Origin of the sequence: uncultured Gilliamella sp., assembly GCA_945271295.1 — a bacterium.
Taxonomy (GTDB): Bacteria; Pseudomonadota; Gammaproteobacteria; order Enterobacterales; family Orbaceae; genus Gilliamella.
Genome location: CALYPG010000001.1, coordinates 298133 through 314554, shown reverse-complemented (window position 1 = coordinate 314554; position 16422 = coordinate 298133). Strand labels below are relative to the sequence as shown.

The 16422-nt window shown below is 36.1% G+C and carries 12 protein-coding genes; 6 read left to right on the top strand and 6 right to left on the bottom strand.

What is annotated here, in order from left to right; all coding sequences use genetic code 11:
- Nucleotides 1-191: 191 nt before the first annotated feature.
- The 3 genes from lpdA to aceE are packed head-to-tail and all read right to left on the bottom strand — an operon-like array spanning nt 192 to nt 5967.
- Nucleotides 192-1616 carry a dihydrolipoyl dehydrogenase gene (gene lpdA / locus Q0K76_RS01450; protein WP_294610140.1) on the bottom strand — a complete coding sequence of 475 codons (1425 nt, stop codon included), beginning with the start codon at nt 1614-1616 and terminating at the stop codon, nt 192-194.
- Nucleotides 1617-1632: 16 nt separating this feature from the next.
- Nucleotides 1633-3288 carry a pyruvate dehydrogenase complex dihydrolipoyllysine-residue acetyltransferase gene (aceF, locus tag Q0K76_RS01445; protein WP_363322354.1) on the bottom strand — a complete coding sequence of 552 codons (1656 nt, stop codon included), beginning with the start codon at nt 3286-3288 and terminating at the stop codon, nt 1633-1635.
- A 12-nt stretch (nt 3289-3300) separates the two neighbouring features.
- Nucleotides 3301-5967 (bottom strand): pyruvate dehydrogenase (acetyl-transferring), homodimeric type, encoded by a 2667-nt coding sequence (aceE, locus tag Q0K76_RS01440; protein ID WP_294610137.1) that lies wholly within the window; start codon nt 5965-5967, stop codon nt 3301-3303.
- 372 nt (nt 5968-6339) lie between these two features.
- On the opposite strand from aceE, the gene lipB reads away from it, so the two are divergent.
- A complete protein-coding gene (gene lipB / locus Q0K76_RS01435; RefSeq protein ID WP_294610134.1) occupies nt 6340-6960 on the top strand; it encodes a lipoyl(octanoyl) transferase LipB in 621 nt (206 codons plus the stop codon).
- Between the two features lie 13 nt (nt 6961-6973).
- Nucleotides 6974-7930: a lipoyl synthase gene (gene lipA / locus Q0K76_RS01430; protein WP_363322362.1), complete on the top strand. Its 957-nt coding sequence runs from the start codon at nt 6974-6976 to the stop codon at nt 7928-7930.
- 129 nt (nt 7931-8059) lie between these two features.
- Here lipA and Q0K76_RS01425 read toward each other — a convergent pair whose 3' ends face one another.
- Nucleotides 8060-9832, bottom strand: a complete 1773-nt coding sequence (locus tag Q0K76_RS01425) for a DUF3413 domain-containing protein (protein ID WP_294610129.1) — start codon at nt 9830-9832, stop codon at nt 8060-8062.
- 189 nt (nt 9833-10021) lie between these two features.
- On the opposite strand from Q0K76_RS01425, the gene Q0K76_RS01420 reads away from it, so the two are divergent.
- The 4 genes from Q0K76_RS01420 to Q0K76_RS01405 all read left to right on the top strand — a co-directional run bounded on the left by Q0K76_RS01420 (nt 10022) and on the right by Q0K76_RS01405 (nt 14718).
- A complete protein-coding gene (locus tag Q0K76_RS01420; protein ID WP_294610125.1) occupies nt 10022-11794 on the top strand; it encodes a Lon protease family protein in 1773 nt (590 codons plus the stop codon).
- A gap of 149 nt (nt 11795-11943) precedes the next feature.
- Entirely contained in the window at nt 11944-12465 is a 522-nt protein-coding gene (gene fabA / locus Q0K76_RS01415) for a bifunctional 3-hydroxydecanoyl-ACP dehydratase/trans-2-decenoyl-ACP isomerase (protein WP_294610122.1), read from the top strand.
- Between the two features lie 333 nt (nt 12466-12798).
- Nucleotides 12799-14013 carry an MFS transporter gene (locus Q0K76_RS01410; RefSeq protein ID WP_294610119.1) on the top strand — a complete coding sequence of 405 codons (1215 nt, stop codon included), beginning with the start codon at nt 12799-12801 and terminating at the stop codon, nt 14011-14013.
- Between the two features lie 219 nt (nt 14014-14232).
- On the top strand, nt 14233-14718 hold the full coding sequence (locus tag Q0K76_RS01405) for a thermonuclease family protein (protein WP_294610117.1): 486 nt from the start codon (nt 14233-14235) through the stop codon (nt 14716-14718).
- Nucleotides 14719-14935: 217 nt separating this feature from the next.
- On the opposite strand, the gene Q0K76_RS01400 is transcribed toward Q0K76_RS01405, so the two are convergent.
- Nucleotides 14936-15145 carry a cold shock domain-containing protein gene (locus tag Q0K76_RS01400; protein ID WP_294610114.1) on the bottom strand — a complete coding sequence of 70 codons (210 nt, stop codon included), beginning with the start codon at nt 15143-15145 and terminating at the stop codon, nt 14936-14938.
- 315 nt (nt 15146-15460) lie between these two features.
- The gene (gene proC / locus Q0K76_RS01395) at nt 15461-16270 is read right to left on the bottom strand and encodes a pyrroline-5-carboxylate reductase (protein WP_294610112.1); all 810 of its coding nucleotides are present in this window, start codon (nt 16268-16270) and stop codon (nt 15461-15463) included.
- Between the last annotated feature and the right edge of the window lie 152 nt (nt 16271-16422).

Genomic DNA, 16422 nt, shown 5'->3' with positions numbered 1-16422 from the left:
CACCTTATGAAGCCTTTTACTGACTGGATTCGCACTTAGATGTTGAATGTAGGGTCTATTTTATACTGAAACATATGGCTAACCTGAAACATCTTGTCATGATTTTTATTGGTCTTATTTTAGTTTAGTGAAAAAATACCGCCAGTTATTACTGACGGTATGACTTGGTAAAATAATATGATCAACTTAGATTATTTTTTCTTGGCTTTGGCATTGGGTAAATCAGTGACTGTACCTTCAAATATTTCAGCAGCTAAGCCTATTGATTCATGCAAAGTTGGATGGGCGTGAATGGTTAGTGCGATATCTTCCGCATCACAGCCCATTTCAACAGCTAACGTAATTTCGCCAAGTAATTCACCCCCATTGGCTCCAACAATCGCGCCACCTAACAAGCGATTGTCAGCTTTATTGAAAATCAATTTAGTCATCCCTTCAGAACAATCCGAAGCAATGGCTCGGCCTGAGGCTGCCCATGGGAAAATAGCGACTTCATAATCTAACCCTTTAGCTTTAGCTTCTTTTTCAGTTAAACCCACCCAAGCCACTTCTGGATCAGTATAGGCAATAGAAGGAATGGTTTTAGGATCGAAAAAGTGTTTTTTGCCAGCAATGACTTCTGCAACTACATGCCCTTCATGCACACCTTTATGCGCAAGCATCGGCTGACCGACAATATCACCAATCGCATAAATGTGCGGGACATTAGTTCGCATCTGCTTATCAACTTCAATAAAGCCACGATCAGTCACGTTAACGCCAGCCTTATCAGCACTAATGAGTTTACCATTTGGCACACGGCCAATGGCAACTAATACTGCATCATAAGTAAGCGTTTGCCTAGTGCCATCTTTCTTTTCCATGGTGACATAAATAGCATCAGGTTTAGCTTCAACTGTTGTGACTTTCGTTTCTAAATGCAAAGTGAATTTATTTTGGATTTGCTTAGTAAATACTTTAACCACATCTTTATCAGCAGCAGGAATTACTTGATCTAACATTTCGACCACGTCCACATCTGAACCCAATGCGTGATAAACGGTGCCCATTTCCAGACCAATAATCCCACCCCCCATTAGCAGTAACTTTTTAGGAATAGCGGTTAATGCCAAAGCATCAGTTGAATCCCAAATTCGTGGATCGTCATGGGGAATAAATGGCAGTGTAATTGGGCGAGAACCTGCGGCAATAATGGCATTATCGAATGTGATTTTAATGATCTCTTTTGCTGTTTTCACCTCCATACTGTGACTACCCGTAAATTGGGCTTCACCTTGAATGACATTAACTTTGCGCATTTTTGCCATACCGGCAAGACCATTGGTCAGTTGGTTTATGACCTTATTTTTCCATTCTCGCACCTTGTCTAATTCAAGTTTAGGTGTACCAAAATCAATACCATGATTAGTCAGTGATTTAGCTTCTGTCATTACTTTGGCAACATGAAGTAGTGCTTTGGATGGAATACAACCCACATTTAAACATACTCCCCCTAGCGTTGAATAACGTTCAACTAAAGTCACATCTAATCCCAAATCCGCAGCACGAAAGGCAGCTGAATAACCGGCAGGCCCTGCGCCTAACACCACTAATTGTGTTTTAACATCTTGACTCATAGTATATTCCCCTCTACTACATCACTAAACGACGTAAGTCGGATAAGACGTTAACAATATGGCTTAAGAAGCGTGCACCATCAGCACCATCAATGACTCGGTGATCAAATGAAAGTGACAAAGGTAACATTAAACGTGGTGTAAACTCGCTACCATTCCAAACTGGTTTCATGCTGGAGCGCGAAACACCTAAAATACCAACTTCTGGCGCATTAACAATTGGTGTAAACGCCGTAGTACCAATGCCACCAAGACTTGAAATAGTGAAACAACCGCCTTGCATATCAGCACCAGTTAATTTGCCTTCACGCGCTTTTTTCGATATTTCAGCTAGTTCATGTGAAAGCTGTACAATGCCCTTTTTATTAACATCTTTAAATACCGGCACCACTAAACCATTTGGCGTATCAACAGCTACACCAATATTGATGTACTTTTTAATAATGAGTGTTTGCGCATCTTCCGATAAAGAACTATTAAAGCGTGGATAAGCAGTGAGGGCGCTCGCTACCGCTTTCATAATAAACACTAGTGGGGTGATCTTAAGATCCAGCTTTTTCTTAGTCGCTTCGGCATTTTGTTGCTTACGGAAGGCTTCTAGATCGGTAATATCAGTTTCGTCAAATTCGGTAACATGTGGAATCATTACCCAGTTACGGTGTAAGTTAGCACCCGAAACTTTTTGAATTTTAGTTAATGGTAGTGTTTCCACTTCACCAAATTTACTAAAATCGACTTTTGGCCAAGGCAATAAACCAGGTAATGCGCCACCAGATGTACCAGTTTCAACCTGCTTGACAGCATTTTTAACGTAGGTTTGGATATCTTCACGTAAAATACGATGTTTAGGACCTGTTGCTGGAACTTTTGCCAAATTCACACCAAATTCACGCGCTAAACGACGGACTGATGGCGTTGCATGCGCATAAGCGTCATTTTCAACAAAATCATTACCAGCCGTAGGATTAACTGTGGAAGTAGTTGTAACTGTTGATGTTGATGTAGTTGTAACCGCGGTTTGAGCTGGAGTACCAGGCGAACTAGTTACCGACACAGGAGCAGGCGTTTTTTCAGTTGCTGCTGCTGATTGAGCGTTAACCGGTGCATCACTAGCACTGGTCGTAAATTCCATGATTTTGGAACCGGTCTTGACTTTATCACCTATTTTCACGGTGATGCTTTTCACTACCCCAGCAATGGTGGCAGGTACTTCCATTGATGCTTTATCGCCTTCAACCGTTATCAAGGAATCATCTACCGCTATAGTGTCGCCTACTTTGACAAGAATTTCGGTAACTTCAACTTCATCGCCACCAATATCGGGGACATTAACATCAACAACTTGACTAGTTGCTGCGGTTGGTGTTGCTGTTGTTGGGGTAGCGGTCGCTGCCGAGGTTGCAACTGGCGCTTCTGTTTTAGCGGCTGGTGTACTAGCACCTGCTTCATCAAACACCATGATGCTAACACCCGTGGTTACCTTGTCGCCAACATGAACAATAATGGATTTAACAATTCCTGCTTGAGGTGCGGGAATTTCCATCGAGGCTTTATCACCTTCAACCGTTAATAATGATTGATCGACATCAACCTTATCACCCACTTTAACTAAAACCTCAGTGACTTCAACTTCATCATTGCCAATATCGGGTAATTTAATTTCAATACTCATTATTGTCACCTCTTATGCTATACGTGGGTTGAGTTTATCTGGATTAATATCAAACTTTTTAATGGCTTTATCGACTACGCTTGTTGCAATATCACCACGTTTAGCAAGTTCACCTAATGCTGCAACCACGACATAAGAGGCATCAACTTCAAAATGATGACGTAAATTTTCACGGCTGTCACTACGACCAAAACCATCAGTTCCAAGTACACGATAGCTTTCAGCCGGTACAAAAGCACGAATTTGTTCAGCAAATAATTTCATATAATCGGTTGCAACTACTGCTGGATTGTTGTTCATCACTTGAGTTACATATGGGATTTTTGGCGTTTCACTTGGGTGTAGCATATTATAACGCTCACAATCTTGACCTTCACGCGCAAGTTCCGTGAAAGATGTCACACTGTATATTTCTGAGCTAATACCGTAGTTTTTAGCCAAAATATCGGCAGCTTCACGCACATGACGTAAAATCGCCCCAGAGCCTAGCAGTTGAACTGACGGTTTACCTTTTTGACCTTTGACCGTATCAAGTTTATAAATACCACGACGAATGCCTTCTTCAGCCCCTTCTGGCATTGCTGGTTGAGCATAGTTTTCATTTAATGTGGTGATATAGTAATAAACGTTTTCTTGATCGCCATACATACGGCGTAAACCATCTTGCATAATCACAGCCACTTCATAAGCATAAGCGGGATCGTAAGAAATACAATTTGGAATGGTTAAGGCTTGAATATGGCTATGACCATCTTGGTGTTGTAAACCCTCACCATTTAAAGTAGTACGTCCAGAAGTGCCACCAATCATAAAACCACGTGCTTGTTGATCCCCTGCCGCCCACATTAAATCACCTACCCGTTGTAAACCAAACATGGAGTAATAAATGTAGAAAGGAATCATCGGGAAGTCATTAGTACTATAAGACGTTGCCGCAGCTAACCATGAGGCGGTTGCTCCACATTCATTAATACCCTCTTGCAAAATTTGACCTTTTTCATCTTCACGATAATAAGCCACTTGCTCTTTATCTTGTGGCGTATATTGTTGCCCGTGCGGATTATAGATACCAATTTGACGGAATAACCCCTCCATACCAAAGGTTCTGGCTTCATCAGCTAAAATTGGTACTAAGTGAGGTGCCAATGCTTTATCTTTCAGCATGATATTCAGTGCTCGCACAAATGCAATAGTCGTTGAAATCTCTTTTGTTTGCGCTTCAAGTAATGGTGCAAATTCACTTAATGCAGGGATTGAAACTGTACCTGAAAATTTAGTTAATCTGGAGGGAACATAACCATGTAAAGCATTGCGACGTTCATGAATATATTTATATTCAGGTGTATGTGCTTCAAATTTAATATAAGGTAATTTTTCGAGCGCTTCATCGGTTACTGGAATATTGAAAAAGTCTCGAACATGGCGGACACCATCCATATTTATTTTTTTCACTTGGTGGGCAATATTTTTAGCTTCTGCGGCTTCACCCATGCCATAACCTTTAATGGTATGCGCTAAAATAACTGTCGGTCGGTCTTTATTTGCTTTCGCGCGACTGAATGCTGCGAACATTTTAGCTGGATCTTGACCACCACGATTGAGTCTAAAGATCTCTTCGTCTGACATATCTTTAACTAATTCTGCTGTTTCCGGATATTTGCCGAAGAAATGCTCACGCACATAAGCACCATCTTTAGACTTGAAAGTTTGATAATCGCCATCCACTGTTTCATTCATAAGGCGGATTAACTTACCGGATTTATCTTTTTGTAGAAGTTTATCCCAACGATCACCCCAAATTACTTTAATCACATTCCAACCAGCACCAGCAAATACCCCTTCAAGTTCATTGATAATTTTACCATTGCCTGTTACCGGTCCATCCAAGCGCTGTAAATTACAGTTTATAACAAATACCAAATTATCTAATTTTTCCCGCGTGGCAACCGTAATGGCCCCTTTTGATTCTGGTTCATCCATTTCACCATCACCTAAAAACGCATAGACAGTTTGTTCAGATGTATCTTTAAGGCCACGATGATTTAGATATTTTAAAAAGCGTGCTTGATAAATTGCACTAATAGGCCCTAATCCCATAGAAACGGTTGGAAATTGCCAAAATTCAGATAGTAATTTCGGGTGAGGATAAGATGGTAAACCTTTGCCATGAACTTCTTGGCGGAAATTATCTAATTGTTCTTCAGTCAAACGACCTTCAACAAAAGCTCGGGAATAAATACCCGGTGAAATGTGCCCTTGGAAGTATACCAAATCACCACCATCTTTTTCATTACGTGCTCTAAAAAAGTGGTTAAAACAGACTTCATAAAAAGTAGCAGCAGACTGAAACGATGCCATATGTCCACCCAATTCTAAATCCTTTTTTGACGCTCTTAATACCATCATAATGGCATTCCAACGGACAATTGAACGAATGCGCCTTTCAATTTCCCAATCACCAGGATAAGTAGGTTGTTCTTCTACTGGAATGGTATTTATGTAATTACTGGTTGAGGAGCCAAATAGTAGCGGAACACCACCATCCTTAGCTTTATTGACAATTTGTTCAATAATATATTGTGCACGTTCGATTCCTTCTTCACGAATGATAGACTCAACGCTTTTGAGCCAATCTTGTGTTTCGATGGGATCGATATCATTCATTTGCATGTCCGACATATTAAAACCTCTTTTTTGTTATAAAAAACGCAGTCTTTACTACTATCATTAGCTGCAACTAACGCTCTAACTAACAATAATATTTTAATTCTGCATTACGGAGCTTTATTCATATCAGTCTGCCATCTCCAAAGAAAAAGTAAAGCAAACCACCGTGTAGAAAAGAATGTTAATTCCTATTAAATTAATCAACTATTTCAATAAGACTATAATGTAAAAGAGTAATTATTTGATATAAATCAAATTTTTTAAAGCTGAAGAATATAAAGATTGTGAGTTTTGTTATACCGCCATAGGCAATGAGTTGTCAAGTGATAGTAAAATCTGTTATATAAGAATAAATATAGTGTTAATTATGATTTGACAAATGCCATGACGAGAAATGATGTTATCATTAAAAATTTGGGTATAAAACCATATATGCAAACTTATCAAGCGATGCATCATTTTACTCAAAATCGTGATGCTAATACCCTTGATGAGATTTGGTTAGTTGAGCACCCACCGGTATTTACACAAGGGAAAGTAGGTAAAGCTGAACATTTATTAACTAAAACAATTATTCCTGTGGTGCATACTGATCGTGGTGGTCAAATTACTTATCATGCGCCGGGCCAACAAATCATGTATATTTTGTTGGATTTAAAGCGAGGTAAAATAACTATTCGCCAAGTTGTTAGCTATTTAGAAAATTGTGTTATTCAAACATTAGATTATTACAATATTAGGGCTTATGCCAAAATGGATGCGCCAGGAGTTTATGTCGATCATAAAAAAATTTGTTCGCTTGGTTTGCATATAAAGCATGGTTGTACTTTACATGGGCTAGCATTAAACATCGATATGGATCTTACTCCTTTTAACTATATTAATCCTTGCGGCTATGCTGGGCTACAAATGACCCAATTAAAACAATACGTTTCACATATTAATACTCATGAGATACAACAATTACTAACAGATAACTTTATTAAACAGTTACCTAACCAATAAGACATAAATTATGCTGAATGAACAAACACAAATCAGAAGTTCAAAATACCGTGATGCCGACAAAACACGATTAATTCCAACGGTAACTTTAGAAGATAGTACTCCACTAAAAAAACCAGAATGGATGAGAATCAAATTGTCCGCTCATTCCGATAATATTGCCCATATTAAAAATACTATGCGCAAACATGGATTACATTCAGTTTGTGAAGAAGCTTCTTGCCCTAACTTAGCTGAGTGTTTTAATCATGGTACTGCTACTTTTATGATATTAGGTGATATTTGTACTCGTCGTTGTCCATTTTGTGATGTTGCTCATGGTCGCCCGCTTCCCCCTGACCGTGAAGAGCCAAATAAACTCGCGCAAACTATTCAAGAAATGAAATTACGTTACGTGGTGATTACTTCGGTAGACCGTGATGATCTCAAAGATGGTGGCGCGAGCCATTTTGCGGCTTGTACGTCGGAAATACGAGCTTTGAGCCCGAATATTAAAGTGGAAACGTTAACGCCTGATTTTCGTGGTTGTATTGATGAAGCAGTTGCAGTATTGAGTGATAATCCTCCTGATGTTTTTAATCACAATTTAGAAAATATTCCGCGCTTGTATAAAAAGATCCGTCCGGGCGCTAACTATGCAGGTTCGCTTAAATTACTGGCATCTTTTAAAGAAAAACACCCCGAAATTCCAACCAAATCTGGATTAATGGTTGGCCTTGGTGAAACCAATCAAGAACTAATTCAAGTATTAAAAGATTTACGTACCCATGGGGTGACAATGTTAACTTTAGGTCAATACTTGCAGCCAAGTAAATATCACTTACCCGTTGAACGCTATGTCACACCACAAGAATTTGATGAACTTAAAAGTATCGCTTTAGATATAGGCTTTACTCATGCAGCTTGTGGACCTTTTGTTCGTTCTTCCTATCATGCAGATTTACAAGCGTTAGGTAAAGAGGTGAAGTAAAGTTCACCTTATTTATCACAACTGTTGGTGTCAAAATTTATACTTAAACGTATGCCAGACCTGAAACATCTTTACACAATTACTGCTTTCATCACTTTGCGTATAAATAACCCGTAATGATGGTCAACGTTAATTATCAACCACCATAAACCGTCGATTTTCAGTTACAATCTGTAAAAAAGTTGGCAGACTAATTGTTTCATGTTTTTGTAATTTACCTTCCGGATTATAAATTTTTGACCGTCCATAAGCATCAAGCACAATCGTTTTATCATCATAAAGCGCAGCTATTTGATTTTCATTGCCTGCCACTAACCACTGTCGAGAATTATTATTGAATAAATTATAACCCTGACTGTATTGTTGTGCTGGAGTGGTAACATTAAAGACATCTTGCATTAACGTCTGCATAATATCTGTTTGTGAAGTTACTCGTGTTATTTGCTCACTTGCTTTATTTGGCCATGCCATAATCAATGGCACCTTAAGCGAATCACGATTAAAGTTATTATCATTATTATGTATCACTACTTTGTTTACTTCATCAATCTTAATATCATTTGAGCCGGTAATGATAATAACTGTATTTTCATAATTATTAGATAATTTTAAATACGCAATCAACGATTCGAGATGTTGATCTAATTTTTTCGCATCCGATTCAAGGTCGGCTAAGGACATTTTTTTGTTTTTATTGTCTAAACTATATTGAATAATTGAAAATAACGGTGCATGGTTTGCCAATTTATTTTGCTCATCATGCCATGCCATCCAATAATCGGTAATTTGTTTATTCGATTGTTTTTTTGGCTCTGGCATACTAAAGTTTGAAAGTAGCGCATAGCGATAAAGAGGTTTAGCAAAACCATTGGTCGAAAATAGCCCTAAATTATAGTGTTGTTTGGCAACAACATCGAGCAATACCGAAGGTTTATGACCAACTAAAATACTATTGTAATAATTAGGCGCTAGACCATAAAAAAGTGAAAAATCATTCAAATGCGCCTGCTGGCTTGTGCCATAATGATTAGTAAACAAAATATTTTGTTGCGCAAAATTATTTAACCACAGCATATTATTTGTTAATAATTTATCATTCCAGCCCTCAATTACAATTATCAGGACATTTTTAGGGTTTTCTGGTTGTTCGAACTTAATTCGACCAAGTGGATATTCAATCGCAATCGCAAAGGGGTTACCTTCTTGGACCACACGATCGCGATAATTATTTTCGGCAATAAATCCATATTTTTCTAAAAAATGACGAGCGGTCAAAGGGTAAGAAAGCGGCAAACTCGATCGCTGCATAGTAATCGGCCGATAAAAATTAGCATCGGCCCAAATATGAATTAAATGCGATGAAACAAAACTGATAATAAATAAAATGACAACCGGTTTAGCATAACGCCGACGTTTACTCAAACTACGTAGTTTTTTCCAACTCCAAACCGCAAACAAAACTTCCAGCAATAAAATAGATGGAATAAAAATAAATATAGAATTAAAAAAAGAGGCTTTTTCTGTAGTAAATAATTGCCAAATGGAAAAGTTAAGATGCATTCTAAAATGCGAAAACACTTCAATGTCAATTAATAGTAAGGAAATACCCAATGTAGCTATCACCGTTGCAATTATCCGTTGCCAACGCGATGAATGGATAAAAAAACTAAATGGAAAAAGTAATATCAGATAAGTAACAAATGTCAAAAAACTAAAATGTCCAATCACACTGATAATAGCATAAAATCGTCCCATAAAAGTATGAGGCCAATCAGCGATCAATAAATATTGACTACCAAACAAGATCACAACAAAAATATTGAATAATGTAAACCAATGCCCCCAGCTGACAATTTGCGAGGCTTGGTCATCTTTGGAATGATTATTTTTGAGTTTGAGCATATTTAATTGTTGATAATGATGATAAAGATGGTAAATAAACTGTAATTTGGTAATTAGTTTACCTGATTTTCAAAAATCTTTCTGTAAAATTTTCATTTGTTGCTATAAAGATTCTGGTAATCAGTTGGCGTTGAAAGCTATACTTGCTATAATTTACTAATTGATTAGCTAACAAAAAAGATAATAACTTTGGCGATAACACAACTCACAACACAACATATTCAACCTAATTTAGATCAAATCTTAGAACTTGTTAATAACGCTAACACCAATACAACACTAGCCACCGATGAGCAAGGTAATTTACTTGTCTGGCAGCCTCGTATTGCCTCTGCATTATCAATGTTATGTCCAAATAAAAGAGCAGCTTATCACCCACGCTTTATGTTACTTAAAGCAACTGAAAGTGAATTATTTTTTGATTTACTCAGGCAATCTATTAAGTCAAATTTGCCGCTTACCAATCTAGGTTATAGCTATTATTTCAGTGACAATAAAATCACTTTAACTGAGGCTAAAAGTAGGCAAGATAATTTTGCCACACTTGATAATTGTATAGCCGCAACTGCGGTTGACAGTGAAAAACTATTCGGTTGTGTTAGACAACCAGAAAATAACCCCATTAAACTGCAAGCTGGTTTAGTTCATCATGCTAATGGTGGCGTTTTAATTTTAGGTTTACGTTCACTACTTAGTCAACCTATGTTATGGACAAGATTAAAACAAATGGTAATTAAACAAGAGTTTGAATGGTTTTCAACCGATGAATCTCACCCTTTACCATTAACTATTCCGACTATGCCACTTGATTTACGCATCATTTTAGTTGGCGATAGGTTAAGTCTAGCAGAATTACAAGAATTTGAACCTGAGTTCTATTCAACTTCAATATATGCTGAGTTTGAAAACGAGCTACAAATTCAATCAGCAGAACAAGTTGAAAAGTGGTTTTGTTATTTACAATTTATTGCTAATAATCAACAGTTACCTACTATTGATAAATCTGCTTTTGCTAAAATTTATAAAGAGGCCACTCGTTATACAGGTGATCAATACTATTTACCACTTGCTATTGAATGGATTGAGTCACTACTTGTGAATGCGACCTATTTTATGCAACACAACGCAATTGATGATGCATCATTAAGCAAATCTATTGAACAAAAATCATGGCGTGAAAGTTACTTAATTGAGCGATTCCATGACGAAATATTCAGTAACCAAATAATGATTAATACCAAAGATCAAGTGGTTGGACAGGTTAATGGTTTATCTGTAATCGAATATCCCGGTTATCCAAAAATGATTGGTGAGCCGACACGCTTAAGTTGTCTGGTTCACTTTGGCGATGGTGAATTAATCGATATTGAACGTAAAACAGACCTTGCTGGCAATATTCACTCCAAAGGCATGATGATTATGCAAGCATTTATTATGTCTGAATTTGCACTCAATCATCAATTACCCTTTTCAACATCTTTGGTTTTTGAGCAATCCTATAGTGAAATCGACGGAGATAGTGCTTCACTCGCTGGACTTTGTGCCTTAATCAGTGCTCTTTCTCAGCAACCAATAGATCAACAATTAGCCGTAACCGGTTCAGTTGATCAGTTTGGCCATGTTCAATCAATTGGCGGGGTTAACGAGAAAATTGAAGGCTTTTTTGCAGTATGTCAGCATCAGGGATTAACTGGTCAACAAGGTGTTATTATACCGGCTAGTAATCAACGTCATTTAAGTTTAAATGATAATGTGATAGCAGCAATTGAACAAGAGCAATTTTCGATTTGGACTGTTGAGCATATAGCCGAAGCACTTTATTTATTAACGGGTATTCCTTATAAAGACGAAGCCAGCATTAGTCTTTATAAACTCATTCATGCACGCATGCAAGCAATGCTGTTACAAGACAAAAAGCAAGACAGCTGGTTGAGTAAGTGGCAAAAATATTGCAAAAAATAGCAATTGCCAATAAACTTTAACTCAAAATCCCATTAACATAATAATGGGAAGCATTTTAGTATTATCACTATTAATTTTTCATAATATGATTATTAATGACTTTATTTTCATAATCATGTTTGTAATAACATCAAGGAAAAGGTTTTTTTATGACATTTGAACGTAAATCTTCATACGATAAAGCAGATCTGATTAAATCAGGTAATAATGAATTATTTGGCCATGACGGTCCGCCTTTACCGTCTGATTTAATGTTAATGATGGATCGGGTTATCGAAATGAATGAAGATGGCGGTAATTATGGTAAAGGTTATGTCGAAGCTGAACTTGATATTAATCCCGATTTATGGTTCTTTAAATGTCATTTTAAAAATGACCCAGTTATGCCTGGTTGCCTTGGTCTTGATGCCTTATGGCAATTAGTTGGTTTCTACTTAGGTTGGCTTGGTGGTAAAGGTAAAGGTCGAGCTTTGGGAGTAGGTGAACTTAAACTAAAAGGGCAAATATTACCAAACAATAAAAAAGTGACTTATAAAATCCATTTTAAACGGGTTATTAATCGTAAATTAATTATGGGGATTGGTGATGGTGAAGTGTTGGTTGACGGCAAACTAATTTACGAAGCCACCGATCTCAAAGTCGGTCTATTTAAAGACCCTAGCAGTTTTTAACTATAATCAAAAAGTTGAACCTTACTACTAAATTGCCAGTAAGGTTTGATTTAATTCATATTGCTTTATCCTAAGTGAATGAACACAGCTAAAATAACCCACCTTTTGATCAAATCAATTTAACGGTAAATATAGGCAGCATCATTTTTTATTTGCTCATAATATTGATAAGAGTACAATTATTCATATTTAATTATTGAAATAGCTATACTTCATTGGTACCCTAATCGTTTCGGGTCAAAATAAATCCTTCGGGCTTTTTCACAGCTAACTTAATCACGAAATAGTATGGATGAAAAATAAGTATATTTATTTGTGAAGATCAAAAATATTATGGATAATCAAACACAAACAAAATTGTGGAGTGTTGACTTTGTTGTCGTTTCTGCAATTAATCTCTTTGTTCTCATAAACTATTACATGTTACTTGTCACCATTGGTAATTACGTTGTCGATACGTTTGCTGCAAGCAAAAGTATCGCTGGATTAGTTACCGGAATGATGGTTATTGGTTGCTTGGTCGGAAGATTCATCACTGGATTTTTCCTAGAAATGATCGGTTGTAAAAAAGCGCTTTTTGTTGGCATTATTGGCTTTATCATCACTATGGCGTTATATCTCACTGCTTTTAATCTACCATTATTAATTTTAATTCGTTTTATAAGTGGCATTTTTGTTGGTGTAATTGGTACAGTAACCGGAACTATTGTAGTGTATGTGGTCCCACCTAATCGACGTGGCGAAGGGATTAGTTATTTTAGTTTAAGCACTATTTTAGCTACTGCATTAGGTCCTTTTGCCGGAATATTATTAGTTCAATATGTTCATTTCAATATCCTGTTTTACTTTGGTATTGTTATTGGTGCCATTTGCTTATTCATTGCTTATCAACTTAAAGCTAATAAATTGGTGATCAGTAAACCGCAAACTCAAGCTAATAACCAAAGGGCCTCATGGTTACAACTATCGAGTTATATTGAACCTAGTGTATTACGTATTTCATTTATTGTAATGTTAGTTTCTATTGGTTACGCAACCATACAAGCTTATCTTTCATTTTATGCTCAAGAACTTGACTTAATGGAAGCGGCTAGTTTCTTTTTTGCTATCTATGCCATATTTATTTTAATTTCACGACCTTTTAGTGGCAGGCTGTTCGATCTAAAAGGTGAAAATGTGATTATCTATCCTACTTTGTTATTATTAACTATTGGTTTTATTGTATTAAGTGTTGCCTATAATACTTGGCTGTTACTGCTTTCAAGTGCCCTGATAGGACTCGGCTTTGGCAATTTTCAATCTACAGCGCAAGCTATTGCCGTAAAAGTTGCACCCCATCATAAAGTGGGACAAGCTACTTCAACCTATTTTATATTATTTGATTTTGGTATTGGGCTCGGACCTTATTTTATGGGCCTGCTTATCCCTTACATTCGTTATCATGGTTTATATTTAGTTTGCGCATTAATAAGTTTGTTAGCTATCGTTCTTTACTTTTTTTTACATGGAAACCATAAACCAACCATTACAATTTTAGAAGAAAGCTAATCGAGTTGTTAATATTTAAACGCTCTAAATATACTGTATATTTAAGAGTAAATAACTTCATAATCAATTAACACCAATATGCTTTTGTTTGTTTTAAGTTCGCAAACGTTATTGTAAAGAAAATTAATAATTTTAATCGGCGTCTGAGTATCAATTGTGTATTTATTTATATTCAGTATATAATATTCAAGATTTTTCATTTATTAGTTATTTGTTATTATGCTTTTGTTAAAACGTTTTTTCATATTTTCCGTTCTTTTTATTTCTTTAATACTCCCAGTTCATGCTGATATTAGAGGTAAAGTCGTTAAAGTTATTGATGGTGATACTATCGACATATTAACCTCCCAAAAGCAAAAAATTCGCATTCGATTACTAGATATTGATGCCCCTGAAAGCCGTCAAGCATATGGCAATGCCTCAAAAAAATACCTTGCGTCATTGATTGCAGGTAACACTGTTACGGTTAAAGAAAAAGGAAAAGATGTTTACAAAAGAACACTAGCCACTATTTTTTATAATAGTGTTAATATTAATGCCAAAATGGTGGAAAACGGTTATGCATGGGCTTATCGATACAAAGGAAAGGCTAATAGTAAAAAAATGGTCGAATTAGAATCAATTGCTAAACAAAACCGTAGAGGTCTATGGAAAGACAAAAAACCGATCGCGCCATGGGATTTTCGATATCAAAATCGTCACTAATTTATTGCAGTTTCATAGCATAATTTTGCATATAATTCGTGTAAATTAACTGAGTATATCAGACTAATTTAATTAACTAAATTTTACTTATGCTATTAGACGATTTAAATTATTTGATTTACTAATTGATTTAAAATATTAATAAGACAGAACTTGAAGTGTAAAATTGATTTTCTTATATCAGCAAGGACTTATCCTGCTGATATAAAATGTCAGATTAGATTAAAGCAACATCTGCAGCAGCTGGTCCACGTGGGCTATCTTGGATAGAAAATTCCACTTGTTGACCTTCAGCTAGGGTTTTAAATCCATCACCAGAAATTGCAGAAAAGTGTACAAATACATCTTTGCTACCATCAGCTGGAGAGATAAAACCAAAACCTTTACTTTCATTAAACCATTTAACTTGACCTGTTTTCTTAGACATAATAATCTTCCTATTAAAAATAATCTCAGCCATATAAGGCTATATTCAAAAAACATAAAACTTAGACTACTTATAAACACTGAGAGGTGGAGTTGAAGAGAACTAATGCTTATCTAAGATAGAAAGTAAACCACAAACTGCTTGTACCAAAATGTTACTAAATAAATCTGCACGTCATATGCTAGACGCTATTAACTCATATATTCGATACTAATGCAAGGAATGTTTTAAATTATTTTATTGATTGCTATAAAAATGATAATTATCAGGCAATTATCCGCCGCTATAAAACTAAGGCGGATAAAAGTAATTAGGTTATTTTTCAGCTAGTGCTTGTGATTTTATAATAGTTGCCTCAACAGCTTCCATTAACGCTGCTCTAAAACCATGTTGTTCGAGCTTTTGAACACCTTCAATTGTCGTCCCAGCAGGAGAACAAACCATATCTTTAAGTTCACCTGGATGCTTGCCTGATTCAAGAAGCAATTTTGCCGACCCCATAACCGCTTGAGCGGCAAATTTATAAGCTTGCTTTCTTGATAAACCACCTTTTACCGCACCATCTGCTAGCGCTTCAATAAACATAAATACAAATGCCGGAGATGAACCACTTGCACCGACTACCGCATCAATTAAGTACTCAGGCACAATTTCCGTTTCACCAATACAATTTAATAATGTTTGGATAATAGCAAGTTCATCATCAGTAACTTCTGTATTTGGTGTGATTGAACACATCGCAGCATTAACTAGTGCTGGTGTATTTGGCATGACGCGAACAATTTTTTGTTCATATCCAACATTTTTAGCAATCGTTTTAATAGTAACACCAGCTGCAATTGATACAATAATAGTATTCTTTTTCAGTTCTTTTTGGATATCAGTTAACACATCAATAATAACATTCGGTTTAACTGCAACAAAAACAATATCAGATTCTCGAGCTACATCTCTGGCTGATTCAAGATTATTGATAAAATGGGACTGATTTAAAGCTATGCCTTTTTCTGGATGAGTATCATAAATATATAACTGATTCCCAGGTACAATTTTACTTGCTAAAATGCCTTGCAATATTGCATTGCCCATATTACCTAAACCAATAAAACCAATTCGTTGTTCCATCTAATAATACCCCTCTGTATTAATTATGTATTAAATAATTATAGAGTATTTTTAACATAAAACTAAAAATTTTATCTTTCAATATATTAATTAGCCAAATTGCATTTTTATATCTAATTAATATCAGTTTTAATCTATTATTATATCTTTGC